Source organism: Phaeobacter italicus, assembly GCF_019801785.1.
In the GTDB taxonomy this organism is placed as follows: domain Bacteria; phylum Pseudomonadota; class Alphaproteobacteria; order Rhodobacterales; family Rhodobacteraceae; genus Phaeobacter; species Phaeobacter italicus.
Map to the genome: position 1 here is coordinate 31,326 of NZ_JAHVIJ010000008.1, position 23,807 is coordinate 55,132.

At 61.4% G+C, this 23,807-nt stretch carries 22 protein-coding genes, 1 tRNA gene and 1 riboswitch; of the genes, 5 read left to right on the forward strand and 18 right to left on the reverse strand.

All coding sequences use genetic code 11. The annotated features are described in order from the left end of the window. Positions 1 to 120: 120 nt before the first annotated feature. Positions 121 to 1,308, reverse strand: coding sequence for a diaminopropionate ammonia-lyase (locus KUV39_RS16900; RefSeq protein WP_222460423.1), 1,188 nt, complete (start codon positions 1,306 to 1,308; stop codon positions 121 to 123). A gap of 86 nt (positions 1,309 to 1,394) precedes the next feature. Here KUV39_RS16900 and KUV39_RS16905 point away from each other — a divergent pair, with 86 nt between their 5' ends. Further along, positions 1,395 to 1,889, forward strand: coding sequence for an Lrp/AsnC family transcriptional regulator (locus KUV39_RS16905; RefSeq protein ID WP_222460424.1), 495 nt, complete (start codon positions 1,395 to 1,397; stop codon positions 1,887 to 1,889). A gap of 660 nt (positions 1,890 to 2,549) precedes the next feature. Here KUV39_RS16905 and KUV39_RS16910 read toward each other — a convergent pair. Next, on the reverse strand, positions 2,550 to 2,957 hold the full coding sequence (locus KUV39_RS16910; protein ID WP_222460425.1) for a helix-turn-helix domain-containing protein: 408 nt from the start codon (positions 2,955 to 2,957) through the stop codon (positions 2,550 to 2,552). 64 nt (positions 2,958 to 3,021) lie between these two features. Here KUV39_RS16910 and KUV39_RS16915 point away from each other — a divergent pair, with 64 nt between their 5' ends. Further along, a complete protein-coding gene (locus KUV39_RS16915; RefSeq protein ID WP_222460426.1) occupies positions 3,022 to 3,519 on the forward strand; it encodes a DUF2938 family protein in 498 nt (165 codons plus the stop codon). A 493-nt stretch (positions 3,520 to 4,012) separates the two neighbouring features. On the opposite strand, the gene KUV39_RS16920 is transcribed toward KUV39_RS16915, so the two are convergent. Next, positions 4,013 to 5,923: an FG-GAP-like repeat-containing protein gene (locus KUV39_RS16920; RefSeq protein ID WP_222460427.1), complete on the reverse strand. Its 1,911-nt coding sequence runs from the start codon at positions 5,921 to 5,923 to the stop codon at positions 4,013 to 4,015. 338 nt (positions 5,924 to 6,261) lie between these two features. Here KUV39_RS16920 and KUV39_RS16925 point away from each other — a divergent pair. Then, a tRNA-OTHER gene (locus KUV39_RS16925) sits at positions 6,262 to 6,367 on the forward strand. 111 nt (positions 6,368 to 6,478) lie between these two features. Here the strand turns inward: KUV39_RS16925 and KUV39_RS16930 are convergent. The 7 genes from KUV39_RS16930 to cbiE all read right to left on the reverse strand — a co-directional run bounded on the left by KUV39_RS16930 (position 6,479) and on the right by cbiE (position 12,890). Next, entirely contained in the window at positions 6,479 to 7,498 is a 1,020-nt protein-coding gene (locus KUV39_RS16930) for a GAF domain-containing protein (RefSeq protein WP_008560053.1), read from the reverse strand. A 151-nt stretch (positions 7,499 to 7,649) separates the two neighbouring features. Further along, a complete protein-coding gene (gene cobF / locus KUV39_RS16935) occupies positions 7,650 to 8,408 on the reverse strand; it encodes a precorrin-6A synthase (deacetylating) (protein WP_222460428.1) in 759 nt (252 codons plus the stop codon). Positions 8,409 to 8,470: 62 nt separating this feature from the next. Then, positions 8,471 to 9,205: a uroporphyrinogen-III C-methyltransferase gene (gene cobA, locus KUV39_RS16940; RefSeq protein WP_008559015.1), complete on the reverse strand. Its 735-nt coding sequence runs from the start codon at positions 9,203 to 9,205 to the stop codon at positions 8,471 to 8,473. Then, entirely contained in the window at positions 9,202 to 10,521 is a 1,320-nt protein-coding gene (locus KUV39_RS16945; RefSeq protein WP_222460474.1) for a cobyrinic acid a,c-diamide synthase CobB, read from the reverse strand. The genes cobA and KUV39_RS16945 overlap by 4 nt, the downstream gene beginning before the upstream one ends. Before the next feature lie 4 nt (positions 10,522 to 10,525). Continuing rightward, the gene (gene cobM / locus KUV39_RS16950; protein WP_222460429.1) at positions 10,526 to 11,320 is read right to left on the reverse strand and encodes a precorrin-4 C(11)-methyltransferase; all 795 of its coding nucleotides are present in this window, start codon (positions 11,318 to 11,320) and stop codon (positions 10,526 to 10,528) included. Beyond that, entirely contained in the window at positions 11,317 to 11,694 is a 378-nt protein-coding gene (locus KUV39_RS16955) for a cobalamin biosynthesis protein (protein ID WP_222460430.1), read from the reverse strand. Before KUV39_RS16955 ends, cobM begins: the two co-directional genes overlap by 4 nt. Beyond that, entirely contained in the window at positions 11,691 to 12,890 is a 1,200-nt protein-coding gene (cbiE, locus tag KUV39_RS16960; RefSeq protein WP_222460431.1) for a precorrin-6y C5,15-methyltransferase (decarboxylating) subunit CbiE, read from the reverse strand. The genes KUV39_RS16955 and cbiE overlap by 4 nt, the downstream gene beginning before the upstream one ends. Here cbiE and KUV39_RS16965 point away from each other — a divergent pair. Continuing rightward, positions 12,889 to 13,641: a cobalt-precorrin-6A reductase gene (locus tag KUV39_RS16965; protein ID WP_222460432.1), complete on the forward strand. Its 753-nt coding sequence runs from the start codon at positions 12,889 to 12,891 to the stop codon at positions 13,639 to 13,641. The two genes, cbiE and KUV39_RS16965, sit on opposite strands and share 2 nt — an antisense overlap. On the opposite strand, the gene cobJ is transcribed toward KUV39_RS16965, so the two are convergent. The 7 genes from cobJ to KUV39_RS17000 form a co-directional block, all read right to left on the reverse strand. Further along, on the reverse strand, positions 13,638 to 14,402 hold the full coding sequence (gene cobJ, locus KUV39_RS16970) for a precorrin-3B C(17)-methyltransferase (RefSeq protein ID WP_222460433.1): 765 nt from the start codon (positions 14,400 to 14,402) through the stop codon (positions 13,638 to 13,640). The genes KUV39_RS16965 and cobJ overlap by 4 nt on opposite strands. Beyond that, positions 14,399 to 15,127, reverse strand: a complete 729-nt coding sequence (locus tag KUV39_RS16975) for a precorrin-2 C(20)-methyltransferase (protein ID WP_008562436.1) — start codon at positions 15,125 to 15,127, stop codon at positions 14,399 to 14,401. Before KUV39_RS16975 ends, cobJ begins: the two co-directional genes overlap by 4 nt. 3 nt (positions 15,128 to 15,130) lie before the next feature. Beyond that, the gene (locus KUV39_RS16980) at positions 15,131 to 15,760 is read right to left on the reverse strand and encodes a precorrin-8X methylmutase (RefSeq protein WP_222460434.1); all 630 of its coding nucleotides are present in this window, start codon (positions 15,758 to 15,760) and stop codon (positions 15,131 to 15,133) included. Between the two features lies 1 nt (position 15,761). Beyond that, positions 15,762 to 16,931 (reverse strand): precorrin-3B synthase, encoded by a 1,170-nt coding sequence (cobG, locus tag KUV39_RS16985; RefSeq protein WP_222460435.1) that lies wholly within the window; start codon positions 16,929 to 16,931, stop codon positions 15,762 to 15,764. Continuing rightward, positions 16,928 to 20,188, reverse strand: coding sequence for a cobaltochelatase subunit CobN (cobN, locus tag KUV39_RS16990; RefSeq protein WP_222460436.1), 3,261 nt, complete (start codon positions 20,186 to 20,188; stop codon positions 16,928 to 16,930). The genes cobG and cobN overlap by 4 nt, the downstream gene beginning before the upstream one ends. A gap of 181 nt (positions 20,189 to 20,369) precedes the next feature. Next, positions 20,370 to 21,449: a cobalamin biosynthesis protein CobW gene (cobW, locus tag KUV39_RS16995; protein WP_046212078.1), complete on the reverse strand. Its 1,080-nt coding sequence runs from the start codon at positions 21,447 to 21,449 to the stop codon at positions 20,370 to 20,372. A gap of 3 nt (positions 21,450 to 21,452) precedes the next feature. Then, positions 21,453 to 21,884, reverse strand: coding sequence for a DUF1636 family protein (locus KUV39_RS17000; protein WP_222460437.1), 432 nt, complete (start codon positions 21,882 to 21,884; stop codon positions 21,453 to 21,455). A gap of 96 nt (positions 21,885 to 21,980) precedes the next feature. Continuing rightward, positions 21,981 to 22,219: riboswitch (cobalamin riboswitch) on the reverse strand. Between the two features lie 50 nt (positions 22,220 to 22,269). On the opposite strand from KUV39_RS17000, the gene cobO reads away from it, so the two are divergent. Continuing rightward, a complete protein-coding gene (cobO, locus tag KUV39_RS17005; protein WP_008559740.1) occupies positions 22,270 to 22,905 on the forward strand; it encodes a cob(I)yrinic acid a,c-diamide adenosyltransferase in 636 nt (211 codons plus the stop codon). Positions 22,906 to 22,962: 57 nt separating this feature from the next. Here cobO and KUV39_RS17010 read toward each other — a convergent pair whose 3' ends face one another. Beyond that, positions 22,963 to 23,661 carry an SDR family NAD(P)-dependent oxidoreductase gene (locus KUV39_RS17010; protein WP_222460438.1) on the reverse strand — a complete coding sequence of 233 codons (699 nt, stop codon included), beginning with the start codon at positions 23,659 to 23,661 and terminating at the stop codon, positions 22,963 to 22,965. Positions 23,662 to 23,807 lie beyond the last annotated feature (146 nt).

Here is a 23,807-nt window from a genome sequence, read left to right on the forward strand (position 1 = left end):
TTTTAGCCCGTTCGATGTCGCCTATGCGGACGAAGCGGCCATTGGTGCTGGGAACCCAATGACCGCTGTCTACAGGATCGACAGCTCGCAGCCCTGTGTCTCGCTCACCAAATCAAGTGATCAATCTTGATCCGCCATAATAGCCCGGAACAGGCTTGGGTCAGTTATGCCTTCGGAGCCAATAATCATCGCGCGACTCTCGGAGCCTAGTTTCATCTCATCTCGCAAAGAGGGACTTGTTGCGCCACAGATCAAACCAATCAAGCCCGCCACAGCACTCTCGCCGACTTCAATTCGGCAGTCCCCACTTTGCCCATTTGCCAGCATTCGTACAGCCGGTGCGACCAGAGTTTCGGGTATTGTCATGAAACCATGAACGGACTTTTCAAGAATTTCCCAGGCGATCTGAGATGGTTCACCGCACGATAGTCCGGCCATCAGTGTCTCTGCTTCAATTTTAACAGATGTCGGCGCCCCTGCCTTAGCGCTGGCAAAGAGGCAAGGTGCCAGCTCAGGCTCAACAACAATGTTGCGCGGAGCGACCTTGCCCCATTCTTGATGAAAAGCCGCAATCACCGATGCTGCAAGACCGCCTACCCCCCCTTGAAGGAACACATGCGTCGGCGGTTCCGAGAGCTCTCGCACAATCTCTCTCGCCATCACCCCATACCCTGCCATCACGTCAAGAGGAGCCAAACGGTAGCCTGGCCAAGACGTATCAGACACAATGATCCAGCCGAATTTCTCTGCGTCACCGCGGGTTTGCGCGACCGTCGCGTCATAGTCCCCGTTGACCCGTATTACCTCCGCCCCCAATTTCTGCATGGCTTCAGCGCGGAATGCACTGACTTCTGCATGGATGTAGATTCGACATTTCGCTCCAAACCGTTGAGCACCCCAGGCGACAGATCGCCCGTGGTTGCCATCAGTCGCAGATATGATGGTCATTTCAGATATCTGAGACGCAAAATGCCCATTCCGGATCTCTTCGACAGTGATCTTGCGCCCTTCGGCATCCGACAATTCGCGCTGAATGCTGCGCAGAACTGCATAGGCTCCGCCCAAGGCCTTGAAGCTACCGAGCCCGAACCGCGGGCCTTCATGTTTGTAATAGACAGCCTTGAGGCCCAGAATGTCAGCAAGTCCAGTAAGGTGAAAAATAGGTGTAGGTTTGTATCCCTCCCAGGCCGTGATTTCGGCCTCGGCCTCATCAAAGCTGGTTCGCGAGAGAGTTTCAATGACTTCAGACCCAAACCTTGGTTGGGCGGCACCAAAGTCGGTTTTTGCGGTTTCATATTGCTTGAGCATCGGAAGTCCTTTCTGTGCTTGCCCGCAGAAATACTTCAACTTTACCGTGCAAAGAGCTCTATTCTCTGGCTATATGCGATGAAATTTTGCATATTTATGCCATGGCACGAGAGTATTCATCATCAAGACTAGACGCCTTTGATCAGGCGATTCTCAAACTTCTTCAGCAAGATTGCACGCTGCCGCAGCGCCAGATCGGCGAGGCTGTAAATCTTTCGACCGCTTCCGTGCAACGGCGGATCAAGCGGATGGAGAGCGACGGGACCATCTCTGCGCAAACTGCCCAGATCAATCCAAAGGCCGTCGGACTGCCACTGACCATTGTTGTGGAAGTTGAATTGCGGGCCGAAACCTCAGGCCGGATTGATGACATAAAACGCATTTTCCACGAAGCGCCAGAAATCCAGCAGTGTTACTATGTCACCGGAGAAGTAGATTTCATTTTGATCGTGATCGTTGGAGACATGTCTGAATATGAAGACCTGACACAGCGTCTTTTTTTTCCGAATGATAACATCCGGAAGTTTCGAACTTTTGTTGCTATGGATCGCACCAAATCTGGCATGCGCGTAAATATTTGAGTGCGCTCTACCGAAACATCAGGTGCGGACGATTCTGCAACTCCCAGCATTCGGTACTTTGGGCTCATACTGCCAACCTCAATGTCTATCCGTATGTCAGCTTCAGTGACTGCGCCAGGCTTTGCAAAGTCAGCTGCCTGCGCGTTGCTAACGTCTACACTGATCGCAGCATCGCCTTGATCAACTGAGTAGCCCTTAAGGTCCGCATTTGGGTGGCCAGCGCGATCGCAGCGGTGCCCTAGCAGCCTCACGCACAAGTGTCGTGTCTGGGCTGAGAGTGGTCTGGTGCGGTTGCAACATTTGGACATGACGTGAACGGCTGCTCAGGGCTCTATGCCGCCATCGGAGGCGGCGCAGCAAAACGCCTTGTCTCAAGGTCTCGAAAGTCCGCTTCCGCCGTAGTTCCTTAGCTGCCTCGCATTTGCGGCGAAAGTCCACTTCCCGCCCCTCTTGCCTAGAGGCTTCGATGCTGCGAGCGCAAAGATCATATCCGCTTTGGGCTGGCTCGAGCCGATCATGGGTAGCCAGGAACGCTGTCACGGCGGACAGCCCGGCGCTGCGTCGCCGCAAGGCGGCAGCGAGCCCTCACTTTCCGCATTGCGAAAATGCAGCTAATGTCGGCTTTCGTGCTTATGGTTTCGTCATTCAAGCAAAGAAAAATCACTCCGCATTGTCCGGGACAAGAGCATCCCTTAGGATCGCTTGAAACCTGGGGCATTCGAGGTGCGAGGGCGCCGAACACGCCGCAATATGATCCAGCAGGTCCGCAGTTACTTTCAATTCTTGTGCTTGGCTTCGAAGTTTCGTTGCTTGGTCGTGCAACTCTTGACGGCTGAGTTCCAATTTTCCGCCTTGGGGGCGAAACAAGTCACCAATCTCATCGAGGGTAAAGCCTGCCCGGCGGCCAAGAGCGATCAACGCTAGTCGTGTGAGCACACCGTCATCATATTCCCGCCGCAGCCCACGCCGACCATCTGAAGCGATCAATCCGCGCTTTTCGTAATAGCGTAAAGTCGATGGGTTCAAACCGCTGCGCTGAGCGACCTCTGCGATATCAAGTCGGTACATCTTGACCTAAACCTCACTTCAAGTTGCAGAAACAATGTGAGATTCGTTGAGAAAAGGAAAGCATATGAGTTTCGTTGAGTTGTTAGTCTTAGGTGCAACAGCCGGTTTGGGAGCGACGATTATTGCCGATATCGTCGCTGTATTGCGTCAGGGCTGGGCCCTTACACACGGGTTCTACTGCTTGGTTGGACGTTGGGTTGGTGCGCTCCCTCAGCATGGCCTCTTCCACAATGACATCCGCACGTCTACGCCCGTCCAAAGAGAGGCAATGCTGGGTTGGGCCGCTCATATTTTGCTCGGGGTGATTTATGGGGTCGCCTTCGTGTTGGTATTTGGCTCGTCGGCAATCATCACACCCGAACTTTGGCAGGGCCTGGGTTTTGGGCTTGCTACCGTCTTGGTACCATGGCTTATTTTTCAACCGCTTTTCGGGTGGGGTATTGGAATGTCGAAGGCTCCAGAACCCTGGAAAATGCGCATAAAAGGTGTGCTCAATCATACAGTCTTCGGTTTGGGGATCTGGTTGACCATCACGCTCTTGAATGGGTTTTTCGTGCCCTAATGGATTTCCCTGCATCATCAAAACAGCCATTTGTGCAGCCGCAGCGAAAGCTCAGTTCCTCCGCATCCCGTCCTTTCGATGATGATCGGTGGCTGCACTGGCAGCGAAGGTCAGCTCTTTCCAGTGCTGATGCAGCGTAGGATCGACACTTGGCTGTCAGATCTCGCGACTTTGCAAATTTCGCTATCTGCGCAAAGCAGTCATCGAGTATTGCCGCGTTTGCAGCTGCAGCAAACGGCAGCAAGGTCCGCATCTTGCTCCTAAGCTACCCGCGCGGCGAAGGTCTGCTATCGTAAACGCGGGCAAAGTGCCTCGGGCCTTGTATCCCCTTCAGGCTTGCTGGCGTTATCTGGCGGCGCTGGCCATATCGGGACGCGCTGCAATCCTGTAGCCACGCGGCCGCTTGACCGCTTTCCGGACGAAAGCTCCTGTTGGGGATACATAGCGGAGAGTGCAGAGTCGATCGATGTTGATTCTTGGATCTGATTTCGACCTAGAAAAGGAAGTTATCGGCGTCCATGATCGCGTCAATTTCAGAGACCCGAAACAGGATCGAGCTGTTACCAAACAGGACTTTGACATCCTCTCCATGGTTTTCGAACGTCAGGTCCGCGAACGACGTTGCCCCCGAGGTGATGTGAACACTATCTTCACCGGCGACAAAATCTCTGACGACGTCGTTACCTGAGTTGGCCCCAAAGACAAAGGTATCATTGCCTGCTCCGCCAAAGAGCCTGTCACGGCCTCCGCCGCCATTCAGAGTGTCGTTTCCAGATCCGCCGCGCAAAACGTCCATACCTCTTTCGCCGAAGAGTTTGTCGTGACCAACGCCACCGTCGAGGGTATCGTTGCCAGACCCGGCCCGTAGAATGTCGCGACCATGGTTCCCAAGCAGTTTGTCGCGCCCAATACCCGCGCTCAAGGTATCGTTTCCTGATCCACCGCGCAGGACATCAAGGCCATGGTTTCCGAATAGTTTGTCGTGGCCAAGGCCCCCATCAAGGGTGTCGTTTTGTGCGCCGCCAACCAGTGTGTCCAGGCCTCTCCCGCCACGTAGCGCGTCATTCCCCGTGTAACCTGCAACACGGTCATTGCCTAAGCCTCCATTCAGATTGTCTCGAGCTGCGCCGCCGTTGATAGTGTCGCCAGCCTCAGTGCCGACACGTACAATGCCTGCTTCATTGCGAACCGAAATATTCGCGCCATAAAAAGACAGAGGAATTTCTGCGATTTCCATGGTGTCGTCGTAGAACTTGATGCCGTGAACAGTCTCGTTTTCCGCATCAAGGATGTTGTAAAGGTAAGGGGATGATCCGATTTCGTAGTCTGCCGTGACCGGGATGAAATGCCCGCCAGTGTTCAGATACGCAATAGGGCCATTCATCGGAGCGCGGTTGGTCACGATGTCCATAAGTCCATCATCGTTCACATCCATGAAATCAAAGAATTCCACCCAACGGTTTCCATCCTCGATCCCCTGAGTGAAACTTTGGGTGGCATCAGAGAACTCTCCGTCGTCCCCCTGAAGCAGAACTTGAAATCCAGTTTGATTGTCTTCGGTGTCTGTCTGGGCAAGTACGAGATCCAACCGCCCGTCATTGTTCAGATCAGCGGATTTGACATCATTCGAAACCGTCAGCTTGCCAAACAGCCCGTTTGGCAGTTCAGCAGTCAAGCTGTAGCTGCTTTGCTCGGGGTCAAAGCTGAAAATGCGTGTCGGCGTTCCAGCATTGCCACCTACAACCAGATCCATCTGTCCGTCGGCATCAAGATCGACCAGATGGGATGAAATATACTGCGCGACTTCGGTATCGAAATACGCGGCATCGATGTCTAGCCGAGTCAAATTTCCGCTGCCATCATTCAGCAAGACATAAGAGGGATGCGGGGGCTGCCCGAAGGTATTGCCCATGTGAACATCTAGGTCGCCATCCCCGTCAATATCCGCAACCGCTACAGAATGGGTGAAGTCATTCGGTTGTCCGAGATTGCCCCTCGCGTCGGTGAACCCGCCGTTCCCATCGGACAGAAGCAGCATGTTGGTCTCACCGGGGAAAGGTTCCGTGTCATAGCCATGCCCGATGATCACGATGTCGGTGTCACCATCGCCATTGATGTCACCAAAGGCCAGTTCGCGAGGGTGCATCATTCCTTCGCCTGCCAAAGACAGAGGAAGACGCGTGAAGTTTCCGTTGCCGGTGTTCATCAGAATGACCGGATCGGAGGAAATTGGATCTCCTGGGGGGAAGGAACCGGAAACAAAGACGATATCAGTCAGGCCGTCACCATTTAGGTCTGTAGCACCTCCCATGGTTAGCCCATTGGTTGGAAGCCCCAGGTCGTGCAAAATGGTGGTCGGTGTAATCTCTGTCGTCATCTGTTCAATCCGGTCGGTGGGCAGCAAAATTGACTTTTAGTATGCTGACACATCAATGACTCTTGCGTGCGTTCGCAAGTGGTTTGAGAGACAAACAATGAGACGTACACTTTCTGTCGCTGAACTGAGGCAACAGAAACACATTGGCTGATTTGGTGAGCAATCGCTTGGCCGAGAAGTATCGCCCCGTGCTTTGCAGGTCAGACATGTTCATGGAGTGATATGGGATGCCTCCAAAGGTCCTACCAGGGGCGAAAGATGGAAACTCATGCTGTCAGCAACATTGCAAAAGAAGGCTGAACCAATTTCGACAATCCTGCTGAAATTTGTGTTTCGCATGTTCCATTTATGTTCATGATTTGTCCGGGGAAATTTTCAAGTCATGTAGCTGGAATTATTCAGTTTTCGCGCGCTTTGAAAACCGTTGAACGTGAGAGCGTTCCCAGGGTTCGAATCCCTGTCTCCCCGCCACTCAACTTTCAAACGTGATGAACTGCCGCCTGATTTGTGCCTGGGACGCCTGTGTCTGGCCTGTAGGGCTGGCGTGCTGGGGCGAGCGGAGGGTGGCGTCCGGGCGATGCCTTACTGGTCGGTCTTGCGTCGGCGCAGCTCTGATCCGAACCTGTCGGTAAAGATCCGCAACAGATCTGTTTCGAATTTCCGGGTCGAAATCGGGTGGTCGTGCTGGATCGCAAAATGCCCGATGGCCTTGCCGGAATGGTCGTCAATTCGCACGCCAAGATATGAATCCAACCCTTCTGCCCTGAAATGCGGCTGCATGGGAAAAGCATCCGCCAGGCCCGTCTGAAGCCGGAACTCCTGTGCGGAGGCAAGGTGTTCGCAGGGCGTGCCCTCATAGGGGACGGCTTGGCCTTCCAGTTCAGAGACGAGTGTCCCGCCATTGCAGTAGGCCAGAATGTTGAAATGCTGGTCACTGACGGGCGAGCATTCCGCAACAAACACCGTGCGGGCTTTGAACGCCTGCTGCATCTGTTGGGCAATGAGCCGGAAAATACCGGTTGAGCCCGGCTCTTCGCTGCCACGCGCCAAAGCCGCCAGAATGCGCGTGGCATGCAGGTTCTCCAATTCGCTCGCCAGCCGTTTGGAATAATCGGCGATGACATCTAGGATTGGCTGGGTTTCTGCGTCAGTGGTCTCATGACGCCAGGCAAGTTGGACAAGCCCTGCGATTTCGCCGTGCTGGCTCAGGAGCGGGACGCCTGCATAGCTGCGGATGCCTTGCTCCTGAAAAAAGTCGTCCTTGGGGTAGGCGCTTTGCGCGTTTCCGTGAACGACAACAGGATTTGCCCCTTTGATGACTTCGAAACAGGGGGTGACGCAGGCGTCATATTCGAAATCTGCCAGATCGGTTTCATCCATCTGGCCTGCCAGAACGTGAATGCGTTCCTCTTCCATGATGCGCAATTCGCTGATGGCGACCATATCGACGTCGACCGCATCTTTGAGAGTGACGACAAAGGCCCTCAGAAACTCAGGGCCGACCGTACTCGACAGAAGCTCTGACTCGCTTGAAAACCCATCTTCAAAAACAGAACCGGGCTGTGGAACCGGAAACGGATCGGTATCGTCTTGCTTACTCACTATAGGCCCCATTTTCTTGCGCCGGTGTCCGAGCGTCACTTGTACGGGTCGTTGGGCAGCCATGTCACAACAAGCGTGAACGCTTGAACTTTGCTTTAATACACGAGCCTTGGTCAACCTTTCGTAAACAGGGGCACTGTCCGTTTGGGGCTCAGCTGCGGCGCATCAGGTAGATGTCCATCAGCCAGCCATGCTCTGCCCGCGCCTTGGCACGGGTCTCGATGATCTGCGCGCCGACCTCGCCAAGGGGGCCAGTGATCGAGATCTCGTTCTCCATGCCCGCATAGGCCGTCCACCAGATCGTGGTGCCCTCGGGGGCAAGGGACTGGAACGAACAGGCCCCATCCAGCATGACCACGACGGTATCGGCACTGGCAGGCCAGCCACCATCGCGCAGCTGCCTGCCGGTGGTGATGGTGAAGGGGCCGTTGATCTCGTTGATCGGAATCGCATGTGCGGCTGTCAGCGCCTGGATAGAGGTGATGCCGGGGATGACGTTCAGCCGGATATCAGCGCGCGCCTTCAGGCGCTCTGCGATGCGCATGGTGCTGTCATAAAGCGATGGATCCCCCCAGACGAGAAAACCCACGCGCCCGTCCTCTGGCAGGTTGGCACAGATCGCCTGCCACCAGATCGCGGCAATTGCGTCATGCCAGTCATCGACCCGCTGGCGATAATCCTGCGTTGCTTCATCGCGAACCGGAAGGTCGAACTCGACAATCCGGGGCGGGGTGGCACAGCCGTCCAATGCGCGCGCGCAGATGTCATGGCGCAGCCCCGCCAGATCGTCCTTGCCCGCGCCCTTGTTGGGGATCAGGATCAGATCCTGCGCCGACAAGGCCTGCACCGCCTGCAGCGTCAGATGCTGCGGGTTGCCGGTGCCGATACCGATCAGGGTGAGGTCAATCATGGCGGGTCTTTCTTGTAACTTGGGTCGGGCCGGTGGTCCGCAGGTGGGGCGCGATGGCTGGATCAGCCGTGCGGCAGATCCTGATCTGCCAACGGACCATATAGGATCAGCACAGGGGCCGTGGTCTCCATCTTGCGCAGGACGGTGGGCAGCTCGCCCACGGTATGGCAATGCAGCGACTGTTCGGGCGTCGACACCCCAAGCGCTACCAGCGCATGGGTCTGCGGGGGCAACCCCGCCTCCAGCAGCTTTTCCGCCAGCGACGCAAAGGTGCGTTTGCCCATATAGACCACGGTGGTCGCATCCGGATCGGCCAGCGCAGCGAGGTTCAGCTGATCGGGCAGACCGCCGGTGACATCGTGGCCGGTGATGAACTGCAGGCGCCGCGCCGTCAGACGACGGGTCAGCGGGATATTCGCCGCCGCCGCCGCAGCAGAGGCCGCCGTCACACCGGGGACGATCTCAAACGGGATGCCCGCCTTGCGCAGGGCGGTGATTTCTTCTTCCAACCGGCCAAAGACACCAGAGTCGCCGGATTTCAGCCGCACCACATGCAGGCCGCTTTGGGCATAATCCACCAAAAGCTGGCTCACGTGGTCCTGTTTGGGAGAGGGCCGTCCCGCGCGTTTGCCGACGCCCACCAGATCCGCGTCCGCGCGCGCGTGGCTCAGGATCGGGCCGGCAGACAGATCATCAAACAGCACCGCATCCGCCGCCTCCAGGCGTTTCACGGCCTTCACGGTCAGCAGTTCCGGATCGCCGGGACCAGAGGACACAAAGGAGACAAAACCGCTCATGCGCGCTCTCCGGTGATGAGGTGGAAGAACGTGCCAGTGACATGGCCCTTGATAGAGCCGGTCTCGGGCACCGGGTTGCCGTCCGCGTCCATGACATTGGCCAGGGGTGCGTCGGGTTCTTCCAGGATGGTGGAATAATGGAACTCATGGCCGCGCAGGGCGGTGCCGGCCTCGAAGCCCGGCATCCCCGCCTGCAGAATGGCGCGGCGGTAGCCAAGGTGGAACTTGCGCTTTTCGTAGGACGTGACCAGCCCCAGAAGGCCCAGCATCTGGTGGCGGTTGCCCTCCTTGTCGATCAGCGCCTCGCCGAGGGCCATGTAGCCGCCGCATTCGCCATGCACGGGCTTGGTCTCGGCGTGTTTGCGCACACCGGCGCGGAAGGTCTCTGCCGCCGCAAGTGTCCCGCCATGCAGCTCAGGGTAGCCGCCGGGCAGCCAGACCAGATCGGCGTCCGCCGCGGGCGCCTCGTCAGCAAGCGGCGAGAACGGCAGGATTTCGGCCCCCGCCGCGCGCCAGCCGCTCAGCAGATGCGGGTAGGTAAAGGAAAACGCCGCATCGCGCGCCAGCGCAATCCGCTGCGCGGGCGGTTTGGGCAGGCTGGCAGGGGCGGGCGCCTGGCCCGCCAGCGCCGCGGCCTTGATCGCCTCCAGATCCACATGCGCGCGCAGGAATTCTGCATAACCTGCAATGGCCGCCTCAAGGTCGGGATGTTCTACCGCCTGAATAAGGCCCAGATGCCGCTCCGGCAGGGCCAGATCGCCACGCCGGGGCAGGGAGCCCAGCACCTTGATGCCGGCCTTTTCCATGCCAAGGCGCGTCAGCCGCTCATGGCGCGGGCTGGCAACCCGGTTCAGGATGACACCCGCAAAGGGCAGGTCAGGATCGTAATTCTTGAACCCCAGCGCGGTGGCCGCAGCCGACTGCGCCTGACCGCCCACATCGACAACCAGCACAACGGGCCAGCCCATCCGCTTGGCCGTCTCGGCAGAAGAGCCAAAGCCCGACTGCCCGCGCGTAGCAACACCGTCATAAAGCCCCATGGAACCTTCGCCGACGCAGATTTCTGCGCCTGCAGACTGGGCCGTGACCGCATCCAGCAGACCGCCATCCATCGCCCAGGTATCAAGGTTGAAGCTGGGGCGTTTCGCGGCCGCCAAGTGAAACGCCGGATCGATGTAATCCGGCCCGCTTTTGTAGGGCTGCACGGTCAGCCCGTCCTCTGCCAGCGCCCGCAACAGGCCCAGCATCACGGTGGTCTTGCCGGTGCCCGAAGAGGGCGCCGAGATCATCAGACCAGGAGGGTTCAGGTCGGTCATGGCCTCAGTCATCGCCGTGGCTCCAGCTCGACCAGGGGCTGTCCGCAGTCTGCGGGCGGTAGCGGCGGTCGTAGTCGGTGGAATAGAGACAGCTTTCGTCAAAGCCTTCGCCCTTCAACACCGGCCCCACCAGGATCAGCGCGGTGCGGGAGATTTTCTCGTCCAGCGTCTCCTTAAGTGTTTCCAGGGTCGCGCGGTGGATCTGCTGATCCGGCCAGCTGGCGCGGTAAACCACCGCCACCGGGCAGTCCGCGCCGTAATGCGGCGTCAGGCTCTCGACCACATGGTCCAGATTGCCAATCGACAGGTGGATCGCCAGCGTGGCGCCCGTGCGTGCGAAGTTCTCCAGCGATTCACCTTCCGGCATCGAGGATGCGCGCCCCGGCGTGCGGGTCAGCACCACCGACTGGCCCAGACCCGGTAGGGTCAGCTCGGTCCCCAGCGCCGCAGCTGCCGCCGCAAAGGACGGCACACCGGGGGTGACGCTGACGGGGATGCCCTCGGCCTTCAGGCGGCGCAGCTGCTCGCCCATGGCGGACCACACCGACAGGTCGCCGGAATGCAGCCGCGCCACGTCCTGACCTGCCTCATGTGCTGTCTTGATCTCTGCCACGATGGCATCCAGATCCATCGCAGCGGTGTTCACGATTTTGGCGTCTGCCGGGCAGTGGCTCAGGATCTCCTCCGGCACCAGAGAGCCCGCATAGAGGCACACCGGGCAGGACGCGATGATGTCGCGCCCGCGCAGGGTCAGAAGGTCGGCAGCGCCCGGTCCGGCGCCAATGAAGTGAACGGTCATGGCTCAAGTCTTTCTGCTATGGCCGCGGTGGCAAGCCCATCCGCGGTGACAACTCTGGTGGCAAGAAGGCGCGCACGTGCACCCGTTGCCCCATGGCGCGCACCCGCCAACGCCGCGGCTTCCGCCAGCGACCCGGTGCCGAACCGCGCCTTGATCCTGGGTGAGCACGTCAATGTCTGCTCCCCGGCAATATCTGTTTCCTGCAAGGCAATCACCCGCAAACCGCTGAGGCGTGCGAATTCCTGCATGGCAGGGGCATCGGCCTTGGCCGCGATGGAGGCGACGGCATCCACGCCCTGATCACACAACGCCAGCGCCGCTGCGATATCGGCTGCTGTGGCCGCCTCGCGAAATCCGATGCCCGCCACTTTCATCGCGTGACGCTCCACTGAATGACAGGCCGCGCCCGTCGCCAGTCGCGCATCGACCCCAGCGGGCCTGCTTCGGCAATCTCGGCCTTCAGCAGATGCCCGCCGCGCGCCGCATGGGCCTGCATCAGCAGTGTTTCGGTTTCCAGCGTGACGCCATTGGCCACCAGCCGCGTGCCTGCGGGCAGGATGTCCCACAGGTGATCCAGCAACGCCTGCGAGCCGCCGCCGCCGATGAACACACAGTCAGGCAGGGGCTGGCCCTGCAGCACATCCGGCGCCTTGCCCAGCACGGCCTGCATCCGGTGATCCAGACCAAAGGCCGCCGCATTGGCGCGGATGTTCTCCAGCCGGCTTTCGCGCGGCTCAAAGGTGATGGCCCGCGCGCCGCGTGCCGCCAGACACCACTCGACCGAGACCGAGCCAGAGCCGCCGCCGATATCCCACAGCAGCTCGCCCATGCGCGGTGCCATTGCCGACAAGGTCAGCGCCCGAATGGGGCGTTTGGTGATCTGCCCGTCGCTGGCAAAGAGATCATCCGCCAGCCCGGACGCCTGCGGCAGGCCCTTATGGCCCGCGGCCTCAACGGCCACGGCAACAGGGGCCTGAATGTCTTGCAGATCAAACGCTTCGGCAGTGGCAGAACGCACCCGCTGCCGCGGCCCGCCCAAACATTCCATCACGGTTAGCTTGGAGGCACCAAAGCCCGCAGTAGTCAGCCATTCCGCCAGCTCCGCGGGCGCAGCCCCATCCCGCATGGTGCAGATCACCCGCGTCCCGTTTCCAAGCAAAGGGCGCAACCGCGCGTAAGGGGTCGCGTGCAGGCCGAGGCACAGCACCTCTTCCAGCTTCCAGGCCAGGTGGTTGGCCGCCAGCGCAAAGGTCGACGGCACCGGATGGGACAGCCACTCGCCCGCCTCCAGATGCCGCGCCAATGATCCGCCCGCGCCATGCCAGAACGGGTCGCCCGAGGCCAGAACAACAACGCGGCGACCGCGCGCAGCCAGCACAGGGGCAATGGTAAACGGCACTGGCCAGGGTTGGCCCTTGCTGCCGGCATCCACCAGCTCCAGATGCCGCGGACCGCCGAAAATCACCTCTGCCTCAGCGAGCGCCTTCCGGCTTGCATCGCCCAAGCCTTCCAGTCCATCTTCCGCCAGACCAACGATCGTAAGCCAGTGTTTGGAAAGGCTATCAGACATGACACGCATCCTCTTGCTGGGCGGCACAACCGAAGCCTCGACGCTGGCCAAGACCTTGGCCGAGGCGGGTCTGGATGCGGTGTTTTCCTACGCGGGCCGCACGGCCAAGCCCGTCAGCCAGCCGCTGCCGACGCGCATCGGCGGTTTCGGCGGTGCCGAGGGGCTTTCGGCCTATCTGAAGGCCGAAAACATCACCCATGTGGTCGACGCCACCCATCCCTTTGCAGCACAGATGAGCACCAACGCAGTGCAGGCCTGCGCGGCGGCGGGCGTGGCGCTTTGTGCCTTTGAACGTCCGCCCTGGCAGGCGGGCGAAGGCGACCACTGGCTGCATGTGGACAGTATCGACGCTGCCGTTGACGCGCTGCCAGATACGCCCGCGCGGGTGTTTCTGGCCATCGGCAAGCAGAACCTCACCCAGTTCACCGCCAAGCCCCAGCACCATTACCTGCTGCGGCTGGTGGATGAACCGGAGGCGCCCCTGCCGCTGCCGCACACGACGGTCGAAATCGCCCGTGGCCCGTTTGATGTCGCGGGCGACAGCGCGCTGATGCAGCGCCACGCCGTCACCCATGTTGTGGCCAAGAACGCCGGCGGCGCGGGGGCCGCGGCCAAGCTCTCTGCCGCGCGCAGCCTGAACCTGCCGGTCATCATGATCGGCAGACCCATGGTGCCCGCCCCAGCAGGGCAGCGCCCCATCAAGGGCAGCGTGGCAGAGGTGATGGCCTGGCTGTCGCATCCCGCAGATTAATCCTCGGCTGCGTAGCGGGGCGTATAGACGTAGTTGCCCACCCGCCGCGTGTCACGGTTGCCGACAATCACCACGGTGCGCATGTCCGCCATCTCGGGCGTTGCGTCCTTTAGCGGCACCGTCAGCAGTTCCTGCCCCGGCTTGGTCACGTCGCGGGCAAAGGTAATCAGCGTGTCCGCGCCGCAGGCCTCGCGCAGGATGTCCAATGCGCGGGCAAACTGATGCGGCCGCGACTTGGAGCGCGGGTTGTAGAATGCCATCGCCAGACCGGCCTCACCCACCAGCTGCAGGCGCTTTTCAATGAGGCTCCAGGGCTTCAGGTTGTCGCTGAGGTTGATGGCGGCAAAGTCATGCCCCAAGGGCGCGCCGATGGCGGCAGCAGCAGCCAGCATGGCGGTGATGCCGGGCAGCACCTTGATGTCGAGATCCAGCCAGTCCGGGTGGCTTTCCGCATTGTTTTCCAGCGCTTCGAACACGGCAGAGGCCATGGCGAACACCCCTGGGTCACCAGAGGACACCACCACAACCCGCTTGCCTTCAGCCGCCATTTCCAGCGCATGGGTGGCGCGGTCGACCTCAACCCGGTTGTCAGTGGCGTGCAGGGTCAGGCCCTCACGTGGCGCGATGCGTTTGACATAGGGAATATAGCCAACAATATCGGTGGCGTCGGCGATGGCGTCGCGCACTTCCTGTGTAACCAGCGCCTCGTTGCCGGGGCCAAGGCCCGCGATCACGACCCAGCCGTTTCCTGTGTTGCTCATGGTCGGCGCCCCTGTCCGTGAACCAATACGATGGAGAAGTAAGGCACCTCGCCTTCGATCTCCGACAGTTTCTGCACGGTCTGGCCGGGCATGGTGCCGCGCTCGACCAGCCAGGCGTCATCGGCGCGGCCCGCGCGTTCCAGCGCGCGGCGCAGCTTGGGCAGGTTGCGGCCGATCTTCATGACCACCAGCGCGTCGGTTTCCGCCGCGCGCTTGGCCAGTTCATCCTCGCTGAGGGTCGCCATCGCCACCGTCAGCACATCGTCCCCCCAGGTAATCGGCTGGCCAGAGGCGGTCCAGCAGCCGGACATGCCGGTGATGCCGGGAATGATCTCTTGTTCGGCGCGGCCCTGCAGACGGGTATAAAGGTGCATGTAAGACCCATAAAGGAACGGGTCGCCCTCACACAGCACCACCACGTCTTCTGTCTGCGCGATCTCGGCCAGCGTGTCGGCCCATTGGTCGTAGAACGCCGCAAGCACCCGGTTGTATTCGGGGTCGGAGAAGTGGATTTCGGTGGTGACCGGATATTCCATCGCGTGTTCGGTGACGCCCTCGGCCAGCATGCCCTCGACAATGGCGCGGGCCTGACCCTTGCGGCCGGCCTTGCGGAAATAGGCGATGTGACGCGCGCCGGAAATCATCCGGTGCGAGCGGACGCTCATCAGATCGGGATCACCGGGGCCGAGCCCCGCGCAGATCACTTTGCCCTTGGACATGGTCATCTCTTACTCTTTCCAGCTCGCCAGCGCGTTCACCGCCGCAACGGTGATGGCAGAGCCGCCAAGGCGGCCTTTCACGATCATCGACGGCACCGGCAGGTCTTCCATCAGCGCGTCCTTGGATTCCATCGCGCCGACAAAACCCACAGGGCAGCCGATGATGGCGGCAGGGCGCGGGCAGGACGGATCCTTCAGCATGTTCAGCAGGTGGAACAGCGCGGTGGGGGCGTTGCCGATGGCCACTACAGAGCCCTCCAGTTTCGGACGCCACAGTTCAAGTGCTGCGGCAGAGCGGGTGTTGGACATTTCCTTGGCCAGCTCCGGCACCTTGGGGTCGCGCAGGGTACAGATCACTTCGTTATCCGCAGGCAGGCGCGGGCGGGTGATGCCCTCGCTGACCATGTAGGCATCACACAGGATCGGTGCGCCGTTGGCGAGTGCTGCGCGGGCGGTCTCGGCCATGCCCTCGGAGAAGCGCACGTGCTCTTCCAGCCCCACCATGCCGGCAGCATGGATCATGCGGACGACGACGCTTTCCTCGTCCTTGTTAAAGCGCGCCAGATCGGCCTCGCGGCGGATGGTGGCAAAGCTTTCGGCGTAGATCGCAGCGCCATTGGTTTCGTAGGTGTGGAGCATGTCAGCTGCCCTCTGTCAGTAGGTCGGGAGCGGCGCGCAACGCGTCGGCGCTCAGGGAGGTGTTTAGCGGGTGATCGGCGGCAGTGCCATTGCGGATCAGATCGAATGTGTCCTCGTCGGTGGCCGTCAGGACCAGATCGGCGGGGCGGGGGTGGGCGCAGCCCTTGGCGCAGCCTGACAGATGCAGATGCTGGCCCATTGGCACCGATGGGGCCAGGTCGCGGGCCAGATCGCGCGTCACCGCGCGCGCCTGCGGGCACCCGGGGGCTCCGGTGCAGGCGCTCACACGCAGGCGGGGATCTGTTGCATCAAGGATCAGGCCGGGCAGGGGCGGAAGGTCGCGCGCGCCTTCAACCAGCAGCATCCGCCAGGGGGTCAGCCGCAGCGCGCCGTGATCGGCCAGCGCAGCCAGTGTTGTTGCAGGCATCTGGCCGAATTCCAGCGCCACCAACAGGCCAGAGGCGGTCTGGTCGGGATGCTGTGTCTCCCCTTGGGGGGCAATTGGGGCGGGGGCCACATGCGCTGTCGGTCGTGCGCGGCGCGCAAGGAGCTGGTGCATTCTGCCACGGCCCTCTGGCGCGCCGCCCTGATCAAGGAACCAGCGGGCAAGGGCAAGCGCCTCGCCAGCGGCATCCCTTACCGTGACGGGCAGGCCGCTGTCGGCACCATCAGCCCGCAGGATCAGCCCGTCCGGGCCGCGTTCAATCCGAATATCGGCAGCGGTATCCTGCAGGACGGGCGTTTCGCCACAGTCGATGGCAAATCCGAACTTGCCCGGTAGGTCCAGATCTTCGGCCCCACGCAGGGCCTGCGCCAGATCCTGTGCGATCTGATGGCTGTCGTCGCCCGCGCGCCAGAACGGGGTGAGCGTGATGTTGCGGCGCGCCTCTGCGCCTGCGTCCTCATCCACCAGCCCCAAAGCGCGCAGCCCGTCGATCAGTGCTGCGTGGGCGTCTTCGCGAATGCCGCGCAGCTGCAGGTTTGCGCGCGCCGAAATATCCACCAGACCGGAACCATGCGCCTGAGACAGATCCGCCAGACCGCGCGCCTGTTCAGGGCTGAGCCGCCCCAGAGGTGCGCGCACCCGCACCACCAGCCCGTCGCCCGACATCATCGGGCGCAGCGCGCCGGGGCACCAGCCATAGACCTTGGGTGTGGCGGCGGTGCTCACGCGGCGCCCTCCAGCTCGGCCATGATCGAATTGCGCCTTGTGCTCCACAGGCCCGCCTCAAACAGCGCGCGGAAGCGGTCGCGCATCGCGGCGAGCGCTTCGGGGTTTTCACGCTCCATGAACTCCACCAGATCGTCACGGCCCAACGTGGCCTCGAAATAGAGATCAAAGAGATGCGGCTGCACCACCTGTGCCAGATGGGCAAAGGCCGCCATGTGATCGAGCGTGGCGGCGATTTCCGCCGCACCACGAAACCCGTGGTTCATCATCGAGGTGGCCCAGTCCGGATTGGCGGCGCGGGCGCGGGTCACGCGGGCGATCTCCTCGCCCAGGGAACGCGCCTGCGGCCGGTCGGGCCGGGTGGCGTCCATATGATAAAGCGCAGGCGCGGACTGCCCCAGACGAGCCATGGCTGCGGCAAAACCCGCCTCATGGGCGGCATAGTCGGAGGCCACCAGCAGATCGGTTTCCGGCAGATCCTGCAGGTGCACAAAACTGTCGGCGCCCTGCAGGCGCGCCTCCAGCGCATCGCGGGCGTCGTGGATTTCACCCTTGGCATCAATCGCGTGAGACGAGGCATTGATCCATGCCTCGCCTGCTGCGCGACGGGCTTCATCGGAATACTCATCCAGATGCGGATTCATCGACAGGCCGTATTGGCCGGGCTTGGGGCCAAAGACGCGCGGGGTCTGGGTCAGGTAGGGATTGTCGCCTGTGCTTTCCTCGCGCGCCGCCAGTGCCGCGGCGGCGGCCTCGAACATCTGGGCAAGACCGGGAAAGACATCGCGGAAGAGACCGGACACCCGCAGGGTGACATCAATGCGCGGGCGGTTCAGCATGGAGAGCGGCAGCACCTCGAAGCCGGAGACCCGTTCGGAGTTTTCGTCCCACTTTGGCGCAAGCCCTGCGAGGTGCAGCGCCATGGCGAATTCTTCGCCTGCGGTGCGCATGGTGGCCGAGCCCCAGAGGTCGATCACCAGCCCCTTGGGCCAGTCTCCGTGATCCTGAAGATGGCGGCGCAGCAGCTCTTCGGCCAGTTTGACACCTTGGGTATGCGCCGCGCGCGACGGCACCGCGCGGGGGTCCGTGGTAAAGAGGTTGCGCCCCGTGGGCATCACGTCAGCGCGGCCCCGAAAGGGAGAGCCGGACGGGCCGGGAGAGACCATCTGGCCATTGAGCGCAGCAATCAGCCCGGCGCGTTCCTCTGCCCCGCACTGACCGGTGCCGAAGATGTGCAACCCCTCGCCATATTGGCTTTCCTTGATGTCGCAGACAAAGGCGTCGATCCGCGTGATCGCCTCGGCAGCACAGCTGTCCGGCGTGAGCCCCAGGTCGGCCTCGACCCCGGTGCCCTGCGCCTCGGCGCGGATATCATCAATCAGCCGGTCGCGGCGGGCGGGATCCAGACCGTCGGCGGTGGAATATTCATCCAGCAGGCTTTCGAGCCGGGTCATCCCCTCGGGCAGGTTGGTCTGCGCCAGCGGTGGCGGCAGGTGGCCAAGGGTGATGGCCCCGATGCGGCGCTTGGCCTGGGCGGCCTCGCCGGGGTCGTTCACGATGAACGGATAGGCAACCGGCAGCGGGCCGGTCAGCACCTCGGGCCAGCATTGCTCTGACAGGGCAACGGCCTTGCCGGGCAGCCATTCCAGCGTGCCGTGGGCCCCGATATGCACAAGGGCGTCGGCCTGGCTTTGCAGCCACAGATAAAACGCCACATAGGCATGGCGCGGGGTGCGGTCGAGATCGTGGTAATCATCGACGCGGGTTTTCACCTCGCCCCGTTCAGGCTGCAGCGCGACCAGCGCGTTGCCTGTGCGCAGGGCCTTGAATTGGAAAGCGCCATCGCGGCAGTCCTTGTCTTCCTCCGGAGTGCCCCAAGCCTCGCTCAGCGTGGCCTGCAAATCCTGCGGCAGGGCGGCAAGCGCGCTCTTGTAGGTCGCGAGCGGCAGCTGCAGGGTTTCCTCCATCAGACGCAGGCCCGTGTTCTCGAGCGCGTCCACACGATAGCCCTGATCTGCGAGCTCCTGCAGGATCACATCGCAGGAGGCCAGCGCATCCAGTCCGACCGCATGGGCCAGGTTATGGTCGCGCCCCGGATAGGTCGACAGCACCAGCGCCAGCCGCTTGTCGCTGTTGCGCAGTCTGGCCAGACGCAGCCAGCCTTCAACCCGGTCGATGGCGGCGCTGATCCGGCCGGCATCGGCACGGTGGCCAAAGCGGGAGTATTGCAGGTCCGGGTCTTTCTTGCCGGGCGCCTTGAAGCTCACCAACCCCGCAAATATCCGTCCGTCCACTTCGGGCAGAACCACATGCATCGCCAGATCGGCAGGCGACAGGCCCCGGTCCGCCTCGGCCCAGTCTTTTCTGCGCGCGGTGGAAAGCGCGACCTGAAACACGGGGCAGCCGGTGGTGGACAGGGGCGAGGCGCGCCCGTCCATGCCCTGTGCGGAAAAGGCGGTGGCGTTGATGATCGCGGCCGGAGCGATCTCGGGCAGGGTGCTGCGCAGCCAGTCTGCGGCCTCGGGTGCCTTGAGGCTGGCGGCAAACACGCCATAGGCGGCATAGCCCCGCTGACGCAGCTCGCCAATCAGCGCGTCGATCGGGGCCGTATCCGCCGAGGTCAGATAGGACCGGTAGAAACTGACAAGCAGCAGGGGTTTGTCCGGCTGGTTCAGCTCTGCTGCGGGCAGAGCAGGGATCACGCCCTTTTCCGGGTCATACCAACCATGCTGCGGCATGGATTTTGTGCCGATGACAGGCCCCGCATAAAGCCCCGCTGCAAGCGACAGCTGCGCCAAGGCGGCCTGTGCGGCAACCGCGCCGCCCGCATCACAAAGCGCCTGCAGGCGGCGCAGCGTGGAAACCGGCAGGGTCGACAGCTCATCCAGACGCGGATCTTCGCGCCCATCTGCTGGCAGCACCGCCAGCGCCAGCCCCTTGCGGCGGGCCATATCCTGCAATGTGGCAAGCCCATAGGACCAATAGCTTTCGCCACCAATCAACCGCACCAGAATGCCCTTGGCACCTTCCAGTGTCTGTTCGGCGTAAACATCCACCGACAGCGGGTGTTTCAGCGCAACCAGATTGGCAAGCCGCAACGACGGCAGCCGATCCTTTCCGCGATGCCAGCCAGCCGCAAAGGCGCCGAGGTCGCTGTCGGAAAAGGACAGCACCACAAGGTCCGCAGGCGTTTGCCCCAGATCCTGTGGTGTATCGGTCTCGTCAAGGCCGTGGCTTTCGCGGAAGACGACGTGCATGGGCTTAGTTCCTGTTGGGATCGCCACGAAGGGCGGTGCCCGTCCCGGCGGGGAGGGCGAGAAGCGCCCGCCCCGTTTTGCCGAAGGCAAACCTTCGGTTTGACGGGGGCGGGACGGGCGCTGCCCGGCCTGCCGGCCGGGCAAAGCATCCCAATTTACGCTTCTCTGTCATCATTTCGGCTTACGCCCCCAAGGCCGCGCGGATGGCCGCTTCGTCGATATTGTCGTGCTCGGCAATCACCACCAGCTGGGTGCGCCGGGGCATGTCGCCCCAGGGCTGATCATACTGCGCGCGCAACCGTTCGCCGACGGCCTGAACCAGCATCCGCATCGGTTTTCCTTCCACCGCCACATAGCCTTTGACGCGCAGGATGTTGCGCTCGCGGGCCAGTTTCACGATGGCATCTTGCAATGCTTGCGGATCGGAAACTTCGCCGAGGTCGACCACGATTGTATCAAAATCGTCATGGCTGTGGTCATGGTGGTGGTGATGATCGTGGTCGTGATCGTCGTCATGGTGGTGATGGTGGTCCTCGTGATGGGAAGGACGCGCATCCAGATCATCCTCTGCGGCGGCCTCAAGCCCCAGAATGACGCGCGGGTCGATCACGCCTTCGGACATCGACAGGATCGGCAGCTTGCGGGGGGCTTCGGCCTCGATCACGGCGCGGGCCTTGTCCAGACCTTCCTCACCGGCGAGATCGGCCTTGGACAGCAGGATGATGTCCGCACAGGAGATCTGGTCCTTGAACAGCTCCGACAGCGGGGTTTCGTGGTCGATGCCTTCGTCGGCCTCCCGCTGGGCCTGCACCGCATCCAGGTCGGTTGCGAACTGACCTCTGGCAACCGCTTCGGCATCTGCCAGCGCAACCACGCCATCAACAGTGATGCGCGAACGGATTGCAGGCCAGTCAAACGCCTTCAAGAGCGGCTTGGGCAGGGCCAGGCCAGAGGTTTCGATCACGATGTGGTCGGGCTTTTCCGGCAGGTCCATCAGCTGTTCGATGGTCGGAATGAAGTCGTCGGCCACGGTGCAGCAGATGCAGCCATTGGCCAGTTCCATGATGTTTTCCGCCGGGCAGTTTTCATCTGCGCAGGATTTCAGGATCTCGCCGTCCACACCGGCGGTGCCGAATTCATTGACCACCACGGCCAGACGCTTGCCCTGCGGGTTTTGCATCAGATGGCGGATCAGGGTGGTTTTGCCCGCACCAAGAAAGCCGGTGATGACGGTGACGGGGATCTTGTTCAGAGTGCTCATGGATCAATCCTTGGACAAGGAGGGAGGAGTGGGGGCAGCGTCTGCATCCGTCGAGGCCGAGGCCGAGGCCGGTACCGGGGCAGGGGGGATGCGCGCAATCGATTGCTTGCGAAACACCACCGGGCGTTCGCGCCAGGGCACCAGCCCGTCGGTAGTGGTGGCATAGGCGCTGGCGCCTGCGATGATCTCTTCGACATGGGTGTCGGGATCAAGATCGCCGTAAATATAGCTCCAGCGGGCGTCGCCGCCGCTCAGCACCATGGAACAGCCACGGGTGCAGGCCGACAGGCATTCGACGCCGCGCACATTGATGCCCTCTGGCAGCTCGGCCTCCTGCAGGGCGGCAAACATGCGCGCACCGGGGCGCGGGGCCTCCGGGTCGGTGACTTCGCCACGACGGCAGGTGGTGCAGATCGTCAGTGTTACCTCGGCCATATGCGCCCTTTTTGGTTGTCGCATCAGGGGGCTCGTGCCAGCGGGGGCACGTCTTGCGCGCCAGTCCCAGCCGGTCGCGGAACACCCCGTCCGCCCGTTGCGTTTCGTCTGCTGGCAGGTCTCCCGGCTTGCGGATGCCAGGGCAGGCCCTGACGGTCATCCCGCCTTCCCGAGCGCTTGTGACACAAGCGTTCTCAGTGGCGTCGGAGACCTCTCCGGTCACGGTCGCGGGGGCGGCTGTGCTTGACCGAACGGACGCTTGTCATGCGCCCAAATAGCTGTCACATTCCCTCTTCGCCTGCCATATGGCAGGAACCAACAAAACCCCCTTGCGCCATCGCCCCCGTCTTTGTCAAGACATGGGGCCAACAGTTAGGAGAGCCCCGTGAGCGACAAGTCTGATACCGACATTTCCGAGGAAGAAGCGGCACGTCACGCCGCCAAGATGGCCAAGAAGAAAGCCGCCCGTGATCGCATGATGCAGAACAAGGACGGCGAGAAGGGTCTGATCATCGTGCACACCGGTCCCGGCAAGGGCAAATCCAGCTCTGGTTTTGGCATGATCATGCGCTGCATCGCCCATGGCATGCCCTCGGCCGTGGTGCAGTTCATCAAGGGGGCCTGGCAGACCGGCGAGCGAACCCTGATCGAAGAGAATTTCTCGGATCTGTGCCAGTTCTATGCAATGGGCGAAGGCTTTACCTGGGAGACCCAGGACAAGGCCCGCGACATCGCCGCCGCCCAGAAGGGCTGGGAAAAGGCCAAGGAGATGATCCGCGACGAGCGCAACACGATGGTCTTGCTGGACGAGATCAACATCGCCCTGCGCTATGACTATATCGACATTGCTGATGTGGTGGACTTCCTCGAAACCGAAAAGCCGCCGATGACCCACGTTGTCCTGACCGGCCGCAACGCGAAGGAAGAGCTGATCGAAATCGCCGATCTGGTGACCGAGATGGGCCAGATCAAACACCCGTTCCGCCAGGGCATCAAAGCCCAGAAAGGCGTCGAATTCTGATCCGCCAGATACGGAGCAGACAGAAAAGCCCCCGCAAGAATTTGTGGGGGCTTTTTGTTAGGGGGTTGCTGGCTCCATCTGATTGTTGAGGCACTCCACGACCTCAACGCGGGCAGGGCGCCGAAGAATTTTGGCGTATTTGTATTTGAAAGGACCGCTGGAGAGGTCCACGATCTGACTGGAAACCCAGTGAGGATCCAGCATCGTGCTCGTGTCTTCACCTGATCCGTCCCAGAAGGCTGTGGCAATCCCGGAAGGAGCCACCACAAGAACCTTGCCCAGGTCTGGATCGCGGGCGAGAGAGGCTCCCAACATGCCCATCGCTGCTTTGGTTGCTGAGTAGGCTGGCTCGCGCTCACGTGGCGTGTATTGGGAGCTCGATGAAATCAAGATGACTTTCAGCGGTCCGATGGCCTCTCTTTTCAGTCTCTGGACCAGCAGCATGGGGGCCAGCAGACCCGTGTTGACCATTGTGGCAAGGTCATCGTCTGTCAGATCGTCGATATGTCCGCGTTGCAAATATCCGGCGGCAAAGATCAAAGTGTGCAACTTCCCGATGTCTGCCAGAAGGAGGTCGAGGTCTTGCGCCAGTTGTTTCGGGTCATCCGAAATGTTGAGCGGCAGGAAGGTGGCTTCTGTCTGCTCAGGTCGCCTACGGCCAGTGATCCAGACGTCGTGGCCTGCGTTGACGTAGTGCTTGGCAAGTTCTGCACCGACCCCGGATGTGCCGCCGATGATGAGAATACGTTTGTGCAAAATGAAATCTCTCGATTGATCGGAAAAGAGGGAGCTGGAAAAAGGCTCGGTTGTGACCACAGCAGTCTGTGAGGCACAGGTCAACGCCCAGAATTACGCGTCTTAGTCGCGTCTGAACCACGTCAGCCCCTCTGACCAAATGTTTC

Excerpts from the sequence above, each read along its gene's own strand:
- KUV39_RS17000 (WP_222460437.1), bottom strand. The coding sequence starts at position 21,884 with ATGGCCGAGGTAACACTGACGATCTGCACCACCTGCCGTCGTGGCGAA.
- cobM (WP_222460429.1), bottom strand. The coding sequence starts at position 11,320 with ATGACCGTTCACTTCATTGGCGCCGGACCGGGCGCTGCCGACCTTCTG.
- KUV39_RS16900 (WP_222460423.1), bottom strand. The coding sequence starts at position 1,308 with ATGCTCAAGCAATATGAAACCGCAAAAACCGACTTTGGTGCCGCCCAA.
- KUV39_RS16945 (WP_222460474.1), bottom strand. The coding sequence starts at position 10,521 with ATGACCGACCTGAACCCTCCTGGTCTGATGATCTCGGCGCCCTCTTCG.
- cbiE (WP_222460431.1), bottom strand. The coding sequence starts at position 12,890 with ATGTCTGATAGCCTTTCCAAACACTGGCTTACGATCGTTGGTCTGGCG.
- KUV39_RS16975 (WP_008562436.1), bottom strand. The coding sequence starts at position 15,127 with ATGACCATGTCCAAGGGCAAAGTGATCTGCGCGGGGCTCGGCCCCGGT.
- KUV39_RS16980 (WP_222460434.1), bottom strand. The coding sequence starts at position 15,760 with ATGCTCCACACCTACGAAACCAATGGCGCTGCGATCTACGCCGAAAGC.
- KUV39_RS16910 (WP_222460425.1), bottom strand. The coding sequence starts at position 2,957 with ATGTACCGACTTGATATCGCAGAGGTCGCTCAGCGCAGCGGTTTGAAC.
- KUV39_RS16955 (WP_222460430.1), bottom strand. The coding sequence starts at position 11,694 with ATGAAAGTGGCGGGCATCGGATTTCGCGAGGCGGCCACAGCAGCCGAT.
- cobW (WP_046212078.1), bottom strand. The coding sequence starts at position 21,449 with ATGAGCACTCTGAACAAGATCCCCGTCACCGTCATCACCGGCTTTCTT.
- cobN (WP_222460436.1), bottom strand. The coding sequence starts at position 20,188 with ATGCACGTCGTCTTCCGCGAAAGCCACGGCCTTGACGAGACCGATACA.
- cobF (WP_222460428.1), bottom strand. The coding sequence starts at position 8,408 with ATGATTGACCTCACCCTGATCGGTATCGGCACCGGCAACCCGCAGCAT.
- KUV39_RS16965 (WP_222460432.1), top strand. The coding sequence starts at position 12,889 with ATGACACGCATCCTCTTGCTGGGCGGCACAACCGAAGCCTCGACGCTG.
- KUV39_RS16915 (WP_222460426.1), top strand. The coding sequence starts at position 3,022 with ATGAGTTTCGTTGAGTTGTTAGTCTTAGGTGCAACAGCCGGTTTGGGA.
- cobJ (WP_222460433.1), bottom strand. The coding sequence starts at position 14,402 with ATGAGCAACACAGGAAACGGCTGGGTCGTGATCGCGGGCCTTGGCCCC.
- cobA (WP_008559015.1), bottom strand. The coding sequence starts at position 9,205 with ATGAGCGGTTTTGTCTCCTTTGTGTCCTCTGGTCCCGGCGATCCGGAA.